Annotated in this window: 17 protein-coding genes; 3 read left to right on the forward strand and 14 right to left on the reverse strand. The window is 41.7% G+C overall.

The genetic code is table 11. The features are described 5' to 3' along the window. Positions 1-50: 50 nt before the first annotated feature. Complete coding sequence (gene pulA / locus RBATCC27255_RS05165) at positions 51-2,912, reverse strand: type I pullulanase (protein ID WP_147639965.1); 2,862 nt, start codon at positions 2,910-2,912, stop codon at positions 51-53. Between the two features lie 354 nt (positions 2,913-3,266). Then, on the reverse strand, positions 3,267-4,523 hold the full coding sequence (gene eno, locus RBATCC27255_RS05170) for a phosphopyruvate hydratase (protein WP_101029032.1): 1,257 nt from the start codon (positions 4,521-4,523) through the stop codon (positions 3,267-3,269). A 178-nt stretch (positions 4,524-4,701) separates the two neighbouring features. Here eno and RBATCC27255_RS05175 point away from each other — a divergent pair, with 178 nt between their 5' ends. Further along, a complete protein-coding gene (locus RBATCC27255_RS05175; protein WP_101029033.1) occupies positions 4,702-5,007 on the forward strand; it encodes a LysM peptidoglycan-binding domain-containing protein in 306 nt (101 codons plus the stop codon). 51 nt (positions 5,008-5,058) lie between these two features. Here the strand turns inward: RBATCC27255_RS05175 and RBATCC27255_RS05180 are convergent, their stop codons facing one another. The 8 genes from RBATCC27255_RS05180 to RBATCC27255_RS05215 all read right to left on the reverse strand — a co-directional run bounded on the left by RBATCC27255_RS05180 (position 5,059) and on the right by RBATCC27255_RS05215 (position 14,064). Further along, complete coding sequence (locus RBATCC27255_RS05180) at positions 5,059-5,430, reverse strand: metallopeptidase family protein (protein WP_101029034.1); 372 nt, start codon at positions 5,428-5,430, stop codon at positions 5,059-5,061. Positions 5,431-5,443: 13 nt separating this feature from the next. Next, the gene (gene rpoD / locus RBATCC27255_RS05185; protein ID WP_437127556.1) at positions 5,444-6,553 is read right to left on the reverse strand and encodes an RNA polymerase sigma factor RpoD; all 1,110 of its coding nucleotides are present in this window, start codon (positions 6,551-6,553) and stop codon (positions 5,444-5,446) included. A gap of 15 nt (positions 6,554-6,568) precedes the next feature. After that, on the reverse strand, positions 6,569-8,335 hold the full coding sequence (dnaG, locus tag RBATCC27255_RS05190) for a DNA primase (RefSeq protein WP_101029036.1): 1,767 nt from the start codon (positions 8,333-8,335) through the stop codon (positions 6,569-6,571). 141 nt (positions 8,336-8,476) lie between these two features. Continuing rightward, on the reverse strand, positions 8,477-9,106 hold the full coding sequence (locus RBATCC27255_RS05195) for a YigZ family protein (protein WP_101029037.1): 630 nt from the start codon (positions 9,104-9,106) through the stop codon (positions 8,477-8,479). A 103-nt stretch (positions 9,107-9,209) separates the two neighbouring features. Continuing rightward, positions 9,210-9,413, reverse strand: a complete 204-nt coding sequence (gene rpmE / locus RBATCC27255_RS05200; RefSeq protein WP_015523645.1) for a 50S ribosomal protein L31 — start codon at positions 9,411-9,413, stop codon at positions 9,210-9,212. A gap of 73 nt (positions 9,414-9,486) precedes the next feature. Further along, positions 9,487-10,296 (reverse strand): M15 family metallopeptidase, encoded by an 810-nt coding sequence (locus RBATCC27255_RS05205; protein ID WP_169923263.1) that lies wholly within the window; start codon positions 10,294-10,296, stop codon positions 9,487-9,489. A gap of 28 nt (positions 10,297-10,324) precedes the next feature. After that, entirely contained in the window at positions 10,325-12,271 is a 1,947-nt protein-coding gene (thrS, locus tag RBATCC27255_RS05210) for a threonine--tRNA ligase (protein ID WP_101029039.1), read from the reverse strand. Positions 12,272-12,594: 323 nt separating this feature from the next. After that, a complete protein-coding gene (locus RBATCC27255_RS05215) occupies positions 12,595-14,064 on the reverse strand; it encodes a hypothetical protein (protein WP_101029040.1) in 1,470 nt (489 codons plus the stop codon). Between the two features lie 234 nt (positions 14,065-14,298). Here RBATCC27255_RS05215 and RBATCC27255_RS05220 point away from each other — a divergent pair, with 234 nt between their 5' ends. Next, on the forward strand, positions 14,299-14,907 hold the full coding sequence (locus RBATCC27255_RS05220) for a hypothetical protein (RefSeq protein ID WP_101029041.1): 609 nt from the start codon (positions 14,299-14,301) through the stop codon (positions 14,905-14,907). On the opposite strand, the gene RBATCC27255_RS05225 is transcribed toward RBATCC27255_RS05220, so the two are convergent. Together RBATCC27255_RS05225 and RBATCC27255_RS05230 are read right to left on the reverse strand one after the other, a co-directional pair. Further along, positions 14,904-15,200 carry a sigma-70 family RNA polymerase sigma factor gene (locus tag RBATCC27255_RS05225; protein WP_101029042.1) on the reverse strand — a complete coding sequence of 99 codons (297 nt, stop codon included), beginning with the start codon at positions 15,198-15,200 and terminating at the stop codon, positions 14,904-14,906. The two genes, RBATCC27255_RS05220 and RBATCC27255_RS05225, sit on opposite strands and share 4 nt — an antisense overlap. 4 nt (positions 15,201-15,204) lie before the next feature. Continuing rightward, positions 15,205-15,411, reverse strand: coding sequence for a hypothetical protein (locus tag RBATCC27255_RS05230; protein WP_101029043.1), 207 nt, complete (start codon positions 15,409-15,411; stop codon positions 15,205-15,207). Between the two features lie 363 nt (positions 15,412-15,774). On the opposite strand from RBATCC27255_RS05230, the gene RBATCC27255_RS05235 reads away from it, so the two are divergent. Beyond that, on the forward strand, positions 15,775-17,172 hold the full coding sequence (locus RBATCC27255_RS05235) for an MATE family efflux transporter (RefSeq protein ID WP_169923264.1): 1,398 nt from the start codon (positions 15,775-15,777) through the stop codon (positions 17,170-17,172). 414 nt (positions 17,173-17,586) lie between these two features. On the opposite strand, the gene RBATCC27255_RS10450 is transcribed toward RBATCC27255_RS05235, so the two are convergent. Both RBATCC27255_RS10450 and RBATCC27255_RS05245 read right to left on the reverse strand, forming a co-directional pair. After that, on the reverse strand, positions 17,587-18,366 hold the full coding sequence (locus tag RBATCC27255_RS10450; protein WP_101029044.1) for an N-acetylmuramoyl-L-alanine amidase: 780 nt from the start codon (positions 18,364-18,366) through the stop codon (positions 17,587-17,589). Further along, positions 18,359-18,595: a hypothetical protein gene (locus tag RBATCC27255_RS05245; protein WP_101029045.1), complete on the reverse strand. Its 237-nt coding sequence runs from the start codon at positions 18,593-18,595 to the stop codon at positions 18,359-18,361. Before RBATCC27255_RS05245 ends, RBATCC27255_RS10450 begins: the two co-directional genes overlap by 8 nt.

Genomic DNA, 18,595 nt, shown 5'->3' on the forward strand with positions numbered 1-18,595 from the left:
TATTAATTCTTATAATCTATTCCGTCAGCAAACGGAAATAACTACCCTAATCAGTCCTCTTCAATGTCAAGATCAGCCATAAGACGCTTTTTGCGCTTAACAGAAGAGTAAACCGTTGATGCGGCACAAAGTGCAATTATAAGTCCTGTGCCGACATATACAAACGGAAGCATTTGCTTGAGCGGATCGGGATTTGACGAATAGCTGAACACCACATTTATTTCACCCGATTTGAATGTTCCGTTTGCCTTTTCCGGAACGCTTACAAGCTCTTTTTCCTCATATGTATTTTGAGAGAGTGAATAAGCCTGTCCTTCAACACCTGTGATTGTCTTCGTATCAAGAATCTTGCCCGAATCATCCATATAAATGGCGTTGACTCTGCAAACTGTCTTGTCCTCATCATCTGTAACACGGGTATATTTGTATGTAACGGTCTTGCTTGCGGAATCAAGCTTGCCTGCACCGTTTGTCGGAAGGTCGTCAAGAACAAGCTTGTAATTCTTGATGGAAGGAAGGTCGGGAGTATAGTACTGCTCTCCCCTTCTGTTTCTCACAAGATAAGAATCTTCAATTTCCGTATTATTTGTTTCATCAACAAACTTTACCGTAACCGTTGACATCTCGCCGTCATATTCTTCAACATAAACCTTTGCGTGACCAATCTGGTCGGTAAACACTCCCTTGCTTTCGCCCTCGGTTTTCTTTACATCATAGCTTAGAGTAGACGCAAGATTTGTTATATCGTAGCTTGTTCCGAGCTCGCCCGTGAGCGTCTGCGACTTTATGAGCTTTTCGGTTTTGTTGTCATAATAATCAATTACAACTGCGCCCTCATCATCCATAATTCCGGCAGAATCGTAGCTTTTTGTGTCAACCATAATAACGGCTGAATGAGCCTCAACCTTTACGCTGTTTGTAACATTCTTTATGTTGCGAAGTCCCGCTGTCTTGTTATCTGCAAGGACAACCCAGTCGCCTTTTGCGTTTACATTCTGTGCAGAATCCGAGCCGTTGAATATTACGCACATCTTATTCCATTTTCCGCTCTCTGTGTTATTGATTGTATAACCTGTAACACCCTTAGGAACATCGGAAAGGTATGCAAGGCTGTTGGCTGTCGCAGCAGTAGAATCCGAGAATGCCGCAAAAGCGTCACGGATTTTATAAAGTCCTCTGTAATATTCAATTACATCGGAATAGAGATCAATATTCTCCCAGTCAAGCTGATTTTCCTTTCTGCTTGACGCATAGCTGTTTTCATCACCGTCTTTACTGCGACAAAACTCCTCACCGCCGAGTGAGAACGGAATGCCCTGAGAAGTCATAACAATTGCCGCAGAAAGCTTGTTCATTGCAACAAGATCTTCATATCTCCTGCGATATTTACCGTCGGCACCGTAAACCGAACCGACAAGCTTATCGTAAAGGCAAAGGTTATCGTGACACGACGCATATGTTACGCACTGTGACGGAGCATTTGCCCAGCCGGTTGTTGTGTCACTCTGACCTGCAATGCCTATTTTAAGATTAGCTCTGTTAGAACCGTTCTGAATAAATGCACCGTCCGTACCTCCTGTGCTGCCCTTGATTGCATCACGGATTGTATCGTCAAACGCACCGATGCGGTCGCTCAACTGCTTGAGATTTTTCTGACTTGCCAATAATGTGCCTTCGTCACAATTGGTTGCCATATCCCACGCTTCACCGTACATAAGAATCTGCCTGCCGCTGCCGTCTGCATAAAGATTGTCGAGAGCGGTACGAATTGAATTCATAGTTGTTACATCATGAAGTCCCATAAGGTCAAAGCGGAAACCGTCAATGTGATATTCGCTTGCCCAATATGTAACGGAATCAATCATATACTTTCTGAACATAAGATGTTCGCTTGCTGTATCGTTTGAACAGCCCGAGCCGTTCGAGAATGTTCCGTCATTGTTCATTCTGTAGTAATAATTCGGAACTGTTCTCTGAAGCCAAGAATCAGAGGTGTAGGTGTGGTTATAGACAACATCCATAATTACGCCGATTCCGGCATTATGAAGTGCCTGAATCATCTGCTTACATTCCTTGATTCTCACTTCGCCTTTTTTTGGATTTGTAGAATAAGAACCCTCGGGACAGTTGTAGTTGACGGGATCATAGCCCCAGTTGTACTGGTCCATAATGTTCTTGCTCTCATCAACCGAACCGAAATCATAGAACGGCATAATCTGAACATACTTTACACCGAGCTTTTTAAGATAGTCAATGCAGGTTGAAGACGCTCCCTGAACACCGTTGACTGTTGTGCCTCCTTCGGTAAAGGCGAGAAATTTTCCCCGATTGGCTTCACTGACACCGCTTGATTCCGATGAAGAAAAGTCGGCTACAGAGATCTCCCACACAGACGCATCGGTCTGGTTTTGAACAAGCACATGCTTATCGTTTTCCCAACCATCGGGATTGGTTGTACTTAAATCGACAACCATTGAGCGTTGACCGTTCACACCGCAAGCCTTTGCATAAACATCGGCTGTTTCTTTAGTTGTTTTTCCGTGTGTAACGGAATATGTGTAATATTTGTTAAGCAGGTCACCGTTAATTGTAACAGACCACACGCCTGTTGTTTTGTCAAGCGTCATAGCTCTTGACATTATAGAACCTGCATCTCCCTCATTATCACTGCCGTGTTCAAAAATATTCACACGAACAGACGCCGCATTAGGCGACCATACCTTGAAGGTCGTTGCCTTTTTTGAGTAAGAAGCTCCCAAATCATTACCTGAATATGCCGACTTATCCAGATTTGCAGCATATGCCTGATAATCTGTTACAGTTTTCTTTTCCGCTGCCGAAACATTAGCCGCACACATTCCCGTAATCATCATAGCTGTCATTACTCCTGCCAATAATCTTTTTAGAAACAATCAAAAATGCCTCCTGACTTATTCGGATATGAGCAAAACAAAGGTTACAATCAGCACTGTTTTACAATAGTCCGTACGAATTCCAATGTTAGCATTTCATTAGTTAATTTTATCATATAAGGCAATATATTTTAATTCCGATTAAGAATATAGCAATTGATAAAGGCTTTATTGTTGTAGAATTTTCTTTGACAAATATATGCAATATGCTGAATTTCTAAAAGTTTATTTTTAAATTTATATTAAGCAAAGAAAAATCTGTCAAAAAAATACAATTTGGCAATTAAATTTACATAGTAATAAAATTTTGTTCTTAAAAGACAAACACCCCAACCTCGGTCGGGGTGAAATCTGTTATATTCCGTAGGTTGAAGTGTTGACAATTGCACTCTCAATCCGAAGAAGTCTGTTATATTTTGCAACTCTGTCGGTTCTGCACGGAGCACCTGTTTTTATCTGTCCCGAATTAACCGCAACGGCAATATCCGCAATGGTTGTGTCCTCCGTTTCACCGCTTCTGTGTGAAATAATCGTGCGATAACCTGCCTTGTGAGCCGTGTCAATTGCATCAAGCGTTTCCGTTAGAGTGCCAATCTGATTTATCTTAATCAAAATCGCGTTGCCTGCTCCGAGCTCTATGCCTTTTTTAAGTCTTTTTGTATTTGTAACAAACAAATCATCGCCGACAAGCTGAACTTTGTTGCCGATTTTTGAAGTAATATTCTGCCAACCGTCCCAGTCGTGTTCGGAAAGCGGATCTTCAAGCGAGATAATCGGATAATCAGAACAGAGCTTGTTAAAATAATTTATAAGTTCGTCACTTGAAAGTGAATCGCCTCTCTTTGGAAGAATATATTTTCCGTCGGAATACCATTCGGAAGATGCGGCATCAAGCGCAATTTTAATTTCATCAGTAGTATAACCGGATTTCTCAATTGCCTCTATGATATATTCAATTGCTTCCCTGTCGCTGTCAAGGCTCGGTGCATAACCGCCCTCATCACCTACACCTGTTGACATATTATTCTCTTTTAGAATTTTACCGAGTGTATGGTAGATTTCACAGCACTGCATAAGTCCCTCTGAAAAGCATCTTGCGCCTACAGGCATTATCATAAACTCCTGAATATCAATATTGTTTGACGCATGAGCGCCGCCGTTGAGAATATTCATCATTGGAACAGGCATTCTGACCGCATATGTTCCGCCGATATAACGGAATAACGGCAGTCTGAGATTCTTTGCCGCTGCCTTTGCACAGGCAAGCGATACGGCAAGAATAGCGTTTGCACCGAGAAGCTCCTTATTTTCCGTGCCGTCAAGTTCAATCATTTTGCTGTCGATTGCGCACTGGTCAAAAGGTGAGTCGCAACAAAGATTAGGCGAAATTATGCTGTTGATATTTTCAACGGCTCTCTGCACACCTTTGCCGAGATAGCGTTTTTCACCGTCACGAAGTTCAACCGCCTCAAATTCGCCTGTTGAAGCACCCGAAGGGACAGACGCTTTTGCAAAGGTTCCGTCAGAAAGTCCAACCTCCGCCTCAACCGTGGGATTTCCTCTTGAATCTATTATTTCTCTGCCGATTATTCTGTCTATTTTTATTTCCATTTATATGCCCTCTCGTATTGAAATTTTAAAACATAAACCTTTTTCAGATATTTTTAATCTGAGCAACGCTGTGTTTCGTCTGCATTGTTATTTTTCCGTACACGGTTTATTTTATGCAGGAGTAACGCATTTTTGTCACAGGCATATATTGTTACTATGAAAAGCAAGGAGGACAGATATGGAAATGGTTCAGTACACCGTTCGTCCCGGCAATACGCTTTTTGGCATTGCGCAGTTCTTTCAGACAACGGTGAATGATATATTAAAATACAACAACATTCAAACTCCTGACGCTATTTTTGTAGGTCAGGTTCTTACGGTTCCCGCCGGTAGTGCGGAAACGCAGTATCATGTTGCCCGTCCGGGTGATTCGCTGTGGATAATTGCACAAATGCACGGAACAACCGTTGACAATCTTTCACGGCTTAACGGACTTTCAAATCCGAATGTGATTTATCCGGGACAGATTATAAAGGTTAGATGACAAAAAAGGACAGCTTCGGATTAAAAGCTGTCCTTTTAAAATTTCATTTGATTATTTTCCGTGTTTTCTAAGGTAATCATCAATCTGATTTTTGTCATAAATTCCGAGGTCATCGCAGCCTGCAAGATATTCGTTATGATGGCGAACCTCGTGATGAAGTATTTCAACAAGCTTATTTCGGTATTCCTCTTTATCAAGAGTGCCGTAAACCCTGTTGATTGAACCGTAGTAAAACACAATGGCGTTGCCCAGAGAATTGCGTATGTACTCACCCAAAATGAACAAATCATTGTGAAGAGCTTTCGGATGAACCTTTGACTGCGGAAGAAGCGAAATTCCTCCGTTTAAATCTCTGTATAATTCATAAGGCATTGAGTCCGCAATCTCGTCAAGCATTGCGCCGCACTCATCGAAGGTAATCATAAGCGTTTAACAATCAGTAATCAAGATAATCCTTAAGCTTTCTGCTCCTTGACGGATGGCGGAGCTTGCGGAGAGCCTTTGCTTCAATCTGACGGATACGCTCACGGGTTACATTGAACTCCTTGCCAACCTCTTCAAGCGTTCTGCTTCTGCCGTCCTCAAGACCGAAACGAAGTTTGAGAACCTTTGCCTCACGGGGAGTGAGGGTTGAAAGAACATCCGAAAGCTGTTCACGGAGCATTGTGTGTGACGCAGCGTCAGCCGGTGCGGGAGCGTCGTTATCGGGAATAAAGTCGCCAAGATGGCTGTCTTCCTCCTCACCGATAGGGGTTTCAAGCGAAACAGGCTCCTGAGCGACACGCATAATTTCACGAACCTTGTCAACAGGCATATCAATTTCAGCGGCAATTTCATCGGCAGACGGCTCGTGACCGTTCTGGTGAAGAAGCTGGCTCTGAACCTTTTTAACCTTGTTGATAGTTTCAACCATATGGACAGGAATACGAATTGTACGAGCCTGATCGGCAATGGCACGGGTTATAGCCTGTCTGATCCACCATGTTGCATATGTTGAGAACTTAAAGCCCTTTGTATAGTCAAACTTCTCCACAGCTTTGATAAGACCGAGGTTGCCCTCCTGAATAAGGTCGAGAAACTGCATTCCCCTGCCGAGATAACGCTTTGCAATGGAAACAACAAGACGAAGGTTTGCTTCCGAAAGTCGCTGTTTTGCGGCAACATCTCCATCGGCAATTCTAATTGCAAGGTTGATTTCTTCGTCAGAAGAAAGGAGCGGAACCCGTCCGATTTCTTTAAGATAAACCTTTACAGGGTCATCAACGGAAACACTGCCGGTTTCTGCAACAGGTGTGTGTGAGTCGCCGTCTTTGTTTTCATCAAAGCCAAGGTCAATGTCATCAATTTTAATGTCGCCTGAATCCTCAACAATTTCAATGCCAAGCTGTGCAAGGGAATCGTAAAGCTTTTCAAGCTGTTCGGGATCAAAGTCAATTTCTCCGATTGCGTCGAGAATTTCCTGATTGGTAAGCTGACCTTTCTGCTTACCGAGTTCCATAAGATCCCTTACTACCGTTTTCTTATCGGGTGTAGCTGCCATACTCATTTTCCTTTCCTGTGCTTACTGTTTCTTTTTCCTTATTTTATCGAGATATGCCATAAGCTCCTCATTTGAAACCTCGGCTAAATCGCCGGAATTGAGCTTTGAGCTTTCCTCGTTGATAACATTTATGTATTCGTTCATTGCCTCTTCGGTTGACACACCTGAAATTGACTGTGACATCAGCTGATAGAGCTTTGAAACTTCATCCTGTGTAAAATCAGCCGCCACATTTGTAAGAGGATCTTTTCCCTTTTCTATGCGACTGCCGAAATATTCAAAAAACCTTCGTATAAGACTGTTTTGGAACTGTTCGGGTTTTACCCTTGCAGAAATCACTTCATACGCATCCGGATTATTGAGCAAATATACCAAGAGAGCCTCCTCTGCACTTGAGCTGCGTGGCTTTTGAAAATGCTCGGGATTGATTTTATCGTTTCTTCGGCTGAGTTCAAGCTGAATTTGACGGGCCTGTTTCTTTTCTTCTGCCCTTTCACCTCTGCGTGAAGCCCTTGTCACCTGCTGTTTGAATGCATTTTTGTCAACTCCGAGTTCGGATGCAACCTTTGAAGAATAGACATCCCGTTCAATCGGACTGCCGATAGTTGCAATCAGCTTTGCCGCCTCCTCAAGAAAAGCAACCTTGCCCTCCGTCAGCTGAATATTGTGTGCATTTTTCAGCTTTTGCAAGCGATATTCAACATCGTTTCCGCATTTGTCGAGCAATACCTTAAATGCCGCAGGACCGTCATTACCCTTTGATTTGATAAACTCATCGGGGTCCTTACCGCTTGGAATTGTCAGAACCTTTACATTAAGTCCCGAATTTCTGAGTATCGGAATTGCCCTTGCGGTAGCCTTTTGACCTGCCTCATCGGCATCGTAACAGATAATTACCTCATCGGCATACCGTTTCATCAAAACAGCCTGTTCGCCTGTAAGAGCCGTTCCCAGAGTTGCAACGGCATTTGTAAAGCCTGCCTGATTAACAGCAATAACATCCATATAACCCTCACAGAGAATGAGAGTTCGCTTGCCCGAATTTTTTGCGTTATTGAGCGAAAACAGATTTGCACTCTTTTTAAACACCGGCGTATCGGAGGTGTTAAGATATTTCGGCTTTGCATCCGACATAATCCTGCCGCCGAATGCAATAACATTTCCCCTCGGATTGATAATCGGAAACATTACACGGTCGGTGAATCTGTCATAAATACCGCCGCCGTTTTTTCGATTGACAGCAAGATTTGCGGCAACAAGCTCGCTGTCCTTAAAGCCCTTTGATTTGAGGTGAGTGCAGAGTGACGACCAGTTATCATCGGCATAACCGAGTCCGAAATGTCGGATTGTTCTGTCGGACAAGGCTCTTGAATGAAAATAATCAAGACCCTTTCTGCCCTGCGGAGAACACAGAGTATTGTAATAAAATTTTGCCGCCTCACGGTTGGCCTCAAGCACCCTGTTTCTAAGACGACCCATACTGTCATCGTAGTTGTTTTCGGGCATATCAAGTCCTGCACGCTGTGCAAGGTACTTTATCGCATCTACATAGTCGAGATTTTCAATTCTCATAATGAAAGAAACGACATCTCCGCCTACTCCGCAGCCAAAGCAATAGAACGAACCGCTTTCGGAATATACATTAAAGGAAGGAGTTTTTTCACCGTGGAACGGACAAAGGCCGACCATATTTCTTCCCTGTCTTTTGAGATTGACATAACCCGAAACAACATCCGTAATATCGTTTCGCATTTTTAAATCCTGCAAGAAGCTTTCAGGGAAAGCCATAAAACTCCTCCTCTCTCCTACCTATTAGCTTTTTACGAAATTTTTTTGAATATTCCTTTAATTATTTCAAAAATTTCAAAGAATTTTTTATTTTGCCGTTTTTCGAGGTCAAAATAAAAGACAATTTGTCAGAAAAGAATTTTAAACCTCAACAGCGTAATATTTTTCTTCATCGGAAACTGCCTGAACCTCACCCGACGTTGCGTCGGCAAGCCTTTTATTGAGTTGTGAGATCAAGTCGGGCGAAATGTGAAATTTGATAAGCACATCGCCTTCATAGACAGTATCGTCAACCGCACCGCCGTTATCCGTTACAAGCGCTGAAACTTTTCCGTACTGATTGTATGTACAGCGAGCCGAACACACAAGGCAGTTTTGCATTTTAACGATTTTTGCGGCGTCAAGGGCAATTTTTGTACCGTGAGAATATGCTCTCACAAGTCCTCCCGTGCCGAGCAGAACACCTCCGAAATAGCGGGTAACGACAACGCATACATCATAAATTTCATTTTTCACAATTACATCAAGGCAAGGCATACCGGCTGTCCCCGAGGGTTCGCCGTCATCGCTGTAACGCTTTATGTTGCCCTCACGCAGAGAATAGGCGTAAACATTGTGAGTTGCGTTCCAATGCTCACTGCGTTTTTCGTTGATAAAATCAACAGCCTCCTGCTCACAGGTTACGGGTTTGCAATAGCCGATAAAGCGTGAACGCTTTTCAACAAATTCGTCTTTTGCGTTACTCAGAACGGTTTTGTAATCCTTCGCCATAATAATACCTCAATTATACAGACACCTTGCACAAGCTTATACAAAATATCTGTAAAGTAAACAAGGCGGCACAAATGTGCCGCCTAAACAATTACATAATAAATTATTTATCCATACCGAAACGCTTTTTGAATCTGTCAACGCGTCCGCCGGTATCAACTAATTTCTGCTTTCCTGTAAAGAATGGGTGGCATTTTGAACAAATTTCAACACGAATATCTTTCTTTGTTGAACCTGTTTCAATAACATTACCGCAAGCACAAGTAATTGTTGTTTTCTCATACTTAGGATGGATATTCTCTTTCATCGTTTTCACCTACCTGACATTACACAATTAACGAATCAATTATACATCACAATATTGCAAAATGCAAGTGTTTTTAAGATTTTTTTAAATTATTTTGACTTTTTTGCTTTTGAAGGTAGCTGTTATACTCTTCAAGGCACATTCCGTATGATCTCATAGCCTTTGCATTTTCCGAACCGACATACCTGTACAGCGAGTCTGACGGATTCATTCGGGTTACTTCGGTTTTGTTCTCTGGATACCTTTGTATAAAGCCGTATTCAACGCAGCTCCGTTCGAGAAAAGCCCTTGAGCCCTCTGCGGAAAAGTCAAATTCAATCAACAGCCCTGTCTGTAATTCCGACTGTCCGCCGTGAGGTGTGCTTTTCAAAACCTCAGCCTCTGCCCTGACAGTTGTGTATTTGGATGACTTCACCAGTTTTTGAAGTTCGGACTGAAACTTTTCTTCCTGTTCGTCATAGCTAACATAGGCAGTTTTGATTTTAAGTTCGGTACCGTTTACTTTTGACGCTTTCAAAAGATTTTCAAGCGGTTTCAGTGCGTCACTGTTCACTCTGAATCCGTTCACGGTTTCAAGATCAGGCACATAATCCTTATCAAGCGGATTTGCACTGTCAACAACCGTCAGCAGCATTTCGCTTTCGGTCTGAAGCTGTTCGGGAGTTTCGGAATTACTTTTCTGATTGCTTTTTAGAATTGCAAAGATTCCGAACACAATCGCTGCGGCAAGAATCACACCGACGGAAATTATCGCAATGTACCTTCGGCGAGGATTGGAAACAGGAAGAATCCTTCCTGTTTTTTCCTCAATAAGTGCCTGTTTTCGTCTGCGTTTCGATTCCTTGTAGCTGTTTTTATCAAACGGAGTGAATCCTCCGGACATCAGCATCCCTCCGAAAAAAATTAAAGAATTATTTTTCTTTTGTGTCTACTTCGTTCTTAACAAGAGCAACAAATTCGTCAACAGGCATATTCGGGATTTCTCCTCTTTTTCTTGAACGAACCGTAACCGTTGATGAATTCATCTCGTTGTCGCCGATTACAAGGATGTACGGGATTCTTTCAAGTCTTGCAGCCTTGATTTTAGGACCGATGTTTTCATCTCTGCTGTCAACAGTAACCCTCATACCAAGTGAAGTAAGTTTGTCTGCAATGCCCTGTGCATACTCAACATTGCCATCTTTTATCGGAAGAAGCCTGATCTGTTCGGGAGCAAGCCAAAGAGGCATTACACCGGCAAATCTTTCAATCATATATGCAAGAGTTCTTTCAAAGCAGCCGAGTGAAGTTCTGTGAATAATATACGGAAGCTTCTTCTGACCGTCCTTGTCGATGTAGTACATACCGAATTTTTCGGCAAGGAGCATATCAATCTGGATTGTAACAATTGTGTCTTCTTTACCAAACACATTCTTGTACTGAATATCAAGCTTCGGACCGTAGAATGCGGCCTCGTCAATACCAACCTCATAGTCAACATCAAGGTCATCAAGAATAGTTTTCATAACAGCCTGTGACTCTTCCCACTGTTCCTTTGTACCCTCATACTTATTATTCTTGTTTTCAGGATCCCACTGTGAGAATCTGAAAGTACAGTTTTCAAGAAGTCCTACCGTGTCAAGGAAATATTTAGCAAGCTCAAGACAACCCTTGAATTCCTGTTCAAGCTGATCGGGACGGAGAATGTAGTGTCCTTCTGAAATTGTGAACTGACGAACACGGATAAGACCGTGCATCTCACCGCTTGCCTCGTTACGGAAAAGTGTTGATGTTTCCGTAAGACGCATCGGAAGGTCACGATATGAACGCTGTTTGTTAAGATAAACCTGATACTGGAACGGGCAAGTCATAGGACGAAGTGCGAAGCATTCCTTTTCTTCGTCATCCGGATCGCCGAGTACAAACATACCGTCAAGGTAATGATCCCAGTGACCTGAAATTTTATAAAGATCTCTCTTTGCAAGAAGAGGAGTTTTTGTAAGAAGACAGCCCTTTGACTGCTCAACATCTTCAACCCATCTCTGTAAAAGCTGAACAACTCTTGCACCCTTTGGAAGAAGAATAGGAAGTCCCTGACCAACATAGTCAACAGTTGTAAAGTATTCAAGTTCACGACCGAGCTTGTTGTGGTCACGAAGCTTTGCTTCTTCAAGCTTTTTGAGGTGTTCTTCAAGCATTGACGCCTTTGGGAAAGCTACACCGTAAACACGACAAAGCTGTGCGTTGTTTGCGTCACCTCTCCAGTAAGCGCCTGTGCAGGCAGTGAGTTCAATAGCCTTGATCGGTGCAACACTCATGAGGTGAGGACCTGCGCAGAGGTCGATAAACTCACCCTGTTTGTAGAATGTGATATGCTCGCCCTTGTCGGAATGTTCCTTAACAAGTTCAACCTTGTAAGGCTCGTTCATCTCTTCAAGCTTCTTTTCTGCCTCCTCGGGAGAAAGCTCAACTCTTTCAAGCTCAAGACCTGATTTTACGATTTTCTTCATCTCAGCCTTGATTTTTTCAAGGTCTTCGGGTGAGAAAGGCTTTTCAACATCAAAATCATAGTAAAAACCGTTGTCAACGGCAGGACCGATTGCACACTTTGCATTCGGATAAAGTCTTTTTACTGCCTGAGCAAGAACATGAGATGCTGTGTGCCAGAAAGTTTTCTGACCGTCAACATTATCGAATGTGAGAAGTTCAACCTTACAATCTTTTTCAAGCGGTGTTCTGAGGTCACAAAGGTCGCCGTCAACCTTTGCACAGCAAACAGACTTGTACAAGCCTGCACCGATTGATTTTGCAATTTCGGCAGGAGTTGTACCGTTTTCAAATTCCTTGACTGCTCCGCCTTTTAATTCAACATTAATCATAACCATTCTCCTTTTAATATGTGATGAAAACAAAAAATCCCAATATTCCAAAACGGAATATTGGGACGAATAAATCGTGGTTCCACCCAAGTTCGGCTTAAAGCCCTCTTGACGGTTTTAACGCAACCAAACGCCGTGCCATTTCCTGCACAGTCTTAAAGGTGGTAACTTGCAATGCTTTTTGCGAAATATCACAGCAAATAATTTCGCTCTCTGGAAAAAGCAGGACTGCAAATCGTGTCCTCATCAAAAATCAATTTTCTTTTCATTTGTATGGTACCACTTTAAAACCTGAATGTCAACACCTAATTCGATGTTCTTAATTATTTTTTATCTTCGAGTTCCTTGAGAAGTCTGTCAATTTCGCTCATTCTGTCGCTTGTAACTTCAAAATTTTCAACAGGAGCTTCTGCCTTTATGGGTTCCGGCTTTTTCTCGGGAGTATTGATACGCCTTGCATTCTTAAATTCCTCGTGAATTTCAGGCTCTGCCGAAATATTTTTTACTGACCTTGCAGAATTTTCTTCAGCAGGCTTTGCTGTAATTTTTTCAACAGACTTTGCAGGACTCTCTTTAACAGGCTTTGCCGTAATTTTTTTAACAGACTTTGCAGGACTCTCTTTAACAGGCTTCGCTGTATTTTTTTCAACAGGCTTTACGGGATTTTCTTTAACAGGCTCTGCAGTCTTCTCCTTCTCAGGCTCAGCGGCAGTATTCTCTGCATACTGAGTTTGAGGTTCTTCACCGTAACCGAGGACAAGACCGTCATTTATATTAGCGTCTTTGATAGTTGACTCATCATAGTTATCGTCATCATAACCCATTACGAAATCAGAAAGACCCTGTGCAACAGTCTCGTAGCTGTCATCGCTCAGAGGAACATCCTCATCATTTTTGTCGGATACAACAAGCTCATCGTAACCGCCCGAGCTGATGTAGCTGTTTTCGTATGTATCTTCATCTTCGGGAAGGCTGTCAATAATTTCAACCTCTGCTTTTGTAAGGCAGTTCGTAAACATTTCTACAGTGAACGAAACAATATACGCAGCAAGAATAATGAACATAATACCATTCACAAGAGCGCTGACACCTGTGTTTTCAACAGAAGAGGTAAGAACAGCCCCTACGCCGTATGCAAGTGAAACAGTTGCGGCAGGCAGACCGTAGATAAAGCAGGCCTTTACAGGATTTTTGCCCTTTACTCTTGAAACAACCATTGAGCTTGAGAAAAGGTAAAGCGTGATAAAGATATAACAGAAAAGCGGTGTCATATCGCTTGCTGAAATTGAAACCTTTGTAGCGGCAATAAATTCGGATACAAGTCCGCAGCAGCCCCAAAGCGCAGGGAAAACAAAAAACATAGACGCATTTGAAACAATTGTCTTGCCTGTAAAATGCACCTTACTTATCATAACCATTGCGATGGCTGCAGGGATTGAGAACAACGCAACAAGAATGCTCAAAAGATAGCCTTCACTGTTGCCGGCGGTTGTATTGAGCAGAGTAAGAAACGATGAACCAACAATTGCAACACCCGACAAAATTGCGAGTGTACCCGAAACAACATTTCTCTTTACGGGACAGACCGGTGCGGTTCTTCTGTCAAAAAGGTTAATCAGCACACACAACGCAAAAAGTCCGAGTGAAATTCCGATTACGCAATAGTTGATTGATGACTTATTCATTCCGAACAAAAGACCGTTTCCGTCCATGGCAAACATACTCATTATTTTGAGACCGACCGCTGCGATAACAGCCGGTATAAATGGTATAATCGAATATTTTGTTTTCATATAATTCTCCGTTTCTGTACCGTAACATGCCGATTTCCAAAAGCAACAGTGTTACACGATTATTATAAGACGCAGTAAAACAGCGCTGTTAATGCAAATTGAATTGCAGGTAATTATTATTTCAGTTCAATCATATATTATTTTAAGCCAACATAACCGTTATGTCAAGAAAAAATAAGTCACAAAATAGATTAGTATTATTTATTTTTTTGTGCGAAATAAAGGAGCAATATAATGAGAGGGAAAATATGTACAGTTTTAGTTCTGTTAATTCTTACCGCCGTGCTTCCGATGGCAGCTTCAAGGTGTTCGGCAAAAAACCGTGCAAGTCAAGCTGTATCAACAGCGGACACGCCTGAAAATTCAAAATCTTCAGATGAAATTCTCTGTGCTCTGACAGCAGGACTTTATAAAAACAGCTACTCTGCCGAAACAGTAAAGGCAACAGCCATCCTTATGAACACCGATTACAGGGCAAAGCCCGACTCATTTGAGGCAAACGATTTTTTGTATGAGGAAAACGCTTCGGGGAATATGAAGGATGTTTATTCGGAGATAAGGAAAGCGGCTGAAAGCGTAAAAAACAAAACACTCCGCAAAAAAAGCGAAGTGTTGTTTATTCCCTTTTCCGAAACCTCAAACGGCACTACATATAAAAATGTGAATTACAAATATCTTCACAGCGTAGCCTCGCCTTGGGATTGCTACGCAGAAAATTATGATGAAAATGCCGAATGTGTGGGTGTGAGCCTTTCGGGAATTGATTATCTTTGCAAAAACGGCTGCAGTGCCGAAGAAGCTCTTTTGTGGTATCTCCCCGATTTTGAAATTCAAACCGACTAATTTACATAATATGAAGCAATGTGCCTTAGCTTGTCCCTTGCCTTAATAATATGGCGTGAAACCGTTGACGAATCAATCCCCAGATTTTCGGCAATCTCCTTTTGCTTTTTTCCGTTGAAATAGTAATCAATGATACAGATTCTCTGTCTTTCGGTCAGTTCATTCAGAACAGCCATTGAAAGAATTTTTTTCATCCTTTCACGAGAGCTTTCGTTGGTACTGCCTTGGATAAAACCCGAATCAGCCATAATTTTGTGCTTGTTGTTGTCCGTAATATGAATTATGTTTTTCATTCAATCATTCTCCGTAATATCTTCCTAAAAGTAAATTTGAAATGTGTATGCACTCATTGTAATAAATTTTGTATTTTGCGATTTTTACATCGAGTTCTTTTTTTGAAAAATTCGATTTACCTCTTTTTTCAGATTTGAGCCTGTCAATAACATCTGCAATGTTATTTGCAGTGTTCTTATATTCGTTTGACCATTCAAAATAATCTATCATGTATATGTCCTTTCTCCGCTTTATTCATTCCGAAGGTATGACGGGGCTTTTAACCTTCTAATTTCATTATATAGAACATATCGAACAAATTCAAGAACATTTGTTCGATATGTTAAGTGACATACATTCACTGTCCCTTTGTACGGACTATGCTCTGTTTTTCCAAAATTTCTTCGTTTATGACATATAATTCGGATAATCAACAAAAAGATTTTGCGTTTTCACTAAAATTTTGGTGTGTAAATCAATTACAAAAGCATAATAAAAAGTGTATAATAAGAGTAATCGTGCAGCATTGAATGGCATAAGTCCGGATTTTCAATGCTGCGCATTTTTTGTGTCAAAAACATCGGAGGTTATATAATGGAAAAAACGCAAAAAATGAATAAAATGGGAACTGAAAAAATAAGCAGGCTTTTGCTTACTATGGGTGTTCCGATGATAATTTCAATGGTTGTACAGGCTGTGTACAATATCGTTGACAGCTACTTTGTAAGCTGTATGAAAGATCCGAATATACCCGCACTCGGTGATTATGCGGTAAATGCACTCACGTTGGCATTTCCTGTTCAGATGCTTATGGTTGCGGTCGGAGTCGGTACGGGAGTCGGCATCAACTCGATTTTGTCAAGAAGTCTTGGTGAGGGTAACAAAGAAAAGTGCAGTAAAATTTCGGGCAACTCAATTTTTCTTGCACTTTGCACCTGTGTTGTATTTGTTCTTTTCGGAATTTTCGGAGTTGACGCATACATAGCCTCACAAACAAGCGATCCGATTATCACATCAATGGCTGTTTCATATCTGAAAATCTGCACCTACAGTTCACTGGGCGTTAGTATGTACATGATTTTTGAAAAGCTGTTACAGGCAACGGGATATACAATGCAGACAACAGTTGCGCAGATTGTCGGTGCGGTTGTGAACATGATACTCGATCCGATTATGATTTTCGGTTGGTGCGGTTGCCCGAAGCTCGGTATTGACGGTGCGGCTATCGCAACGGTTATAGGTCAGTTCATTTCATTCTTTATTGACGCATATTTCTATTTCAGATGCAATTCAAAGCATTTCAACACATCATTAAAATATATGAAACCCGAAGGCAGGATTATCAGGCAGATTTATCAGGTTGGTATCCCCGCTATTATTATGCAGGCACTTATGTCGATTTTGACATACAGCATTAATGTTATTTTTGTAAGAGTTTCAACGGACGCGGTTACGGCTTACGGTATTTACTACAAAATTCAGCAGTTTGTATTTTTTGCCGCATTCGGCATGAACAATGCGATGATTCCGATTATAGCGTTCAACTACGGCAAACAGGATAAAAAGCGAGTAAACGACAGCATTAAATACGGACTTATTTACACGGTATCAATTCTTTGTGCAGGAATTATAATTCTTCAAATTTTTGCAAAACAGATACTCGGAATATTCTCGCTTACAGAATCGACAACCGAACTTGCAATGCTTGCAATTAGAATCATCACACCCGGATTTATATTTGTCGGTGCTAACATTGCGTATCAGGGAATTTTTCAGGCACTCGGCAACGGTGTGCATTCGCTGATACTTTCGCTTGTACGACTTATTGTTGTTCCTCTGCCCCTTGCATACATCTTTTCATGCTTTGATTTTGCATCTTCAATAATCTGGATTGCATTCCCGATCGGCGAAGCTGTAGCCTTTATCGTTGCACTTATTTTTATGGCAAATATCCGCAGAAAAAAGATTAATCCAATTAAAAATGGTGTTTAACAGTAAAAACAATATTTCTTATTGATTTACTTTTTGTTTATTTTGTATAGAGCCAATTTTTCAAATCATCATTTTTGTCGGGTAATTTAAGATTCTAAAAAAAATACTGCACAAACATCTTCTTGATTTTTTGTACAGTTTGTCTTTTCGACTGTATGAATATTAGAATTGCACCCTCTCGCCTTGAATTTACCCCTAAAAATCTGTATAATATATAGCAGTGAGCGGAGAAAAAGTTCACTTAATATTCGGCAAAAATGTTTGCTTCTTTATTGAAACATTCATTTTCATAAAACACACAATCGCGAAAAAGACTGTCATTTGACGGTCTTTTTTGCGTTTGAGAAAAATTCATAATTACATAATTTCTGCATAAAAATCAGAGCCGTGAAAAATCACGACTCCTTTTTTGCTTTATCTTATTTTTTCAGTATAATCAAGTGCTATCCAACCGGCACCGCTTTTGAGTTTGCCCCACTTGGCTGCACCTGCACCCGACTTTTCATCGACTATCGTGTACGCTCCGCCCTTTGGAACAGCACCGTTCACATCGTAATTTGTACCCGGACCTTTACGGATATTCACGCCGTTTGACGAGGTTATTCTCACGATATAACGCCTGAAAGCTTTATCCGAACCCGCTTTTGAACTGTCTGAGCCTGCAGAGTCAGTTTTGTATTTCACATCAAAATAATTGCACATACCCTTGCAGATTGCCTCTCCGATTGCAACTGTATTCTTGCGTATCCAATCCGAGCCTGTCACGGTGTCGTGAAACTCGCATTCAACATACACGGTTAATGCCTTCGGCACATTGATTTCGTAGAGGTCGGTTTTGTAGCTGACTGAATCGTCCTTGCCGGGCGAGATTGCTCCGAGGGCAGACTTTACCGCCTCGGCAGCCTTTCTGCCGTTTGAGTTCAGACAAAACACTCTTGTACCGCCCGTATATTTGCCGTTAAACGCATTAGTGTGGATCGGCATATGAATGTCTGCTCCAAACTTATCCGACTCGGGACAGCGTGTCTGCATAAGCGTACCCGACTTTGCGACCATAACATTAAATCCGCAACGCTTGAGTGCTTTGGCTGCTGCGGCGGCAATTTTGTCGCACTGAGCCATTTCATTTGTACCACCTGTTGCATAGGTGTTGCCGTTTTGGTTTGATGGACTGAGATATATTTTTTTACTCATTGTCTTTATCTTCTCCCTCTTTTAAATTCATTACTGCCGATGCACCTGCCGCAACAGCCGCAACAGCAAGACCGATGAGAGCGTTCTTTACAACATCACCGTCGTTAAAATCAAGACCTCCCAATGCGAGAGTTACATTGGTAATAACATAACCGAGAGCAGTCTGAATAAATGTTCTGAACGCTCTTTTTAAACACGGCTTTTTTAAGCATATTTTCATTTTACTCAT

Source organism: Ruminococcus bromii, assembly GCF_002834225.1.
In the GTDB taxonomy this organism is placed as follows: Bacteria; Bacillota; Clostridia; order Oscillospirales; family Acutalibacteraceae; genus Ruminococcoides; species Ruminococcoides bromii.

Excerpts from the sequence above, each read along its gene's own strand:
- RBATCC27255_RS05205 (WP_169923263.1), bottom strand. The coding sequence starts at position 10,296 with ATGTCCGGAGGATTCACTCCGTTTGATAAAAACAGCTACAAGGAATCG.
- RBATCC27255_RS05235 (WP_169923264.1), top strand. The coding sequence starts at position 15,775 with ATGGAAAAAACGCAAAAAATGAATAAAATGGGAACTGAAAAAATAAGC.
- RBATCC27255_RS10450 (WP_101029044.1), bottom strand. The coding sequence starts at position 18,366 with ATGAGTAAAAAAATATATCTCAGTCCATCAAACCAAAACGGCAACACC.
- rpmE (WP_015523645.1), bottom strand. The coding sequence starts at position 9,413 with ATGAAAGAGAATATCCATCCTAAGTATGAGAAAACAACAATTACTTGT.
- RBATCC27255_RS05180 (WP_101029034.1), bottom strand. The coding sequence starts at position 5,430 with ATGATTACCTTCGATGAGTGCGGCGCAATGCTTGACGAGATTGCGGAC.
- eno (WP_101029032.1), bottom strand. The coding sequence starts at position 4,523 with ATGGAAATAAAAATAGACAGAATAATCGGCAGAGAAATAATAGATTCA.
- RBATCC27255_RS05220 (WP_101029041.1), top strand. The coding sequence starts at position 14,299 with ATGAGAGGGAAAATATGTACAGTTTTAGTTCTGTTAATTCTTACCGCC.
- RBATCC27255_RS05245 (WP_101029045.1), bottom strand. The coding sequence starts at position 18,595 with ATGAGTAAAATGAAAATATGCTTAAAAAAGCCGTGTTTAAAAAGAGCG.
- RBATCC27255_RS05215 (WP_101029040.1), bottom strand. The coding sequence starts at position 14,064 with ATGAAAACAAAATATTCGATTATACCATTTATACCGGCTGTTATCGCA.
- thrS (WP_101029039.1), bottom strand. The coding sequence starts at position 12,271 with ATGATTAATGTTGAATTAAAAGGCGGAGCAGTCAAGGAATTTGAAAAC.
- RBATCC27255_RS05175 (WP_101029033.1), top strand. The coding sequence starts at position 4,702 with ATGGAAATGGTTCAGTACACCGTTCGTCCCGGCAATACGCTTTTTGGC.
- RBATCC27255_RS05225 (WP_101029042.1), bottom strand. The coding sequence starts at position 15,200 with ATGAAAAACATAATTCATATTACGGACAACAACAAGCACAAAATTATG.
- rpoD (WP_437127556.1), bottom strand. The coding sequence starts at position 6,553 with ATGAGTATGGCAGCTACACCCGATAAGAAAACGGTAGTAAGGGATCTT.
- RBATCC27255_RS05230 (WP_101029043.1), bottom strand. The coding sequence starts at position 15,411 with ATGATAGATTATTTTGAATGGTCAAACGAATATAAGAACACTGCAAAT.
- dnaG (WP_101029036.1), bottom strand. The coding sequence starts at position 8,335 with ATGGCTTTCCCTGAAAGCTTCTTGCAGGATTTAAAAATGCGAAACGAT.
- RBATCC27255_RS05195 (WP_101029037.1), bottom strand. The coding sequence starts at position 9,106 with ATGGCGAAGGATTACAAAACCGTTCTGAGTAACGCAAAAGACGAATTT.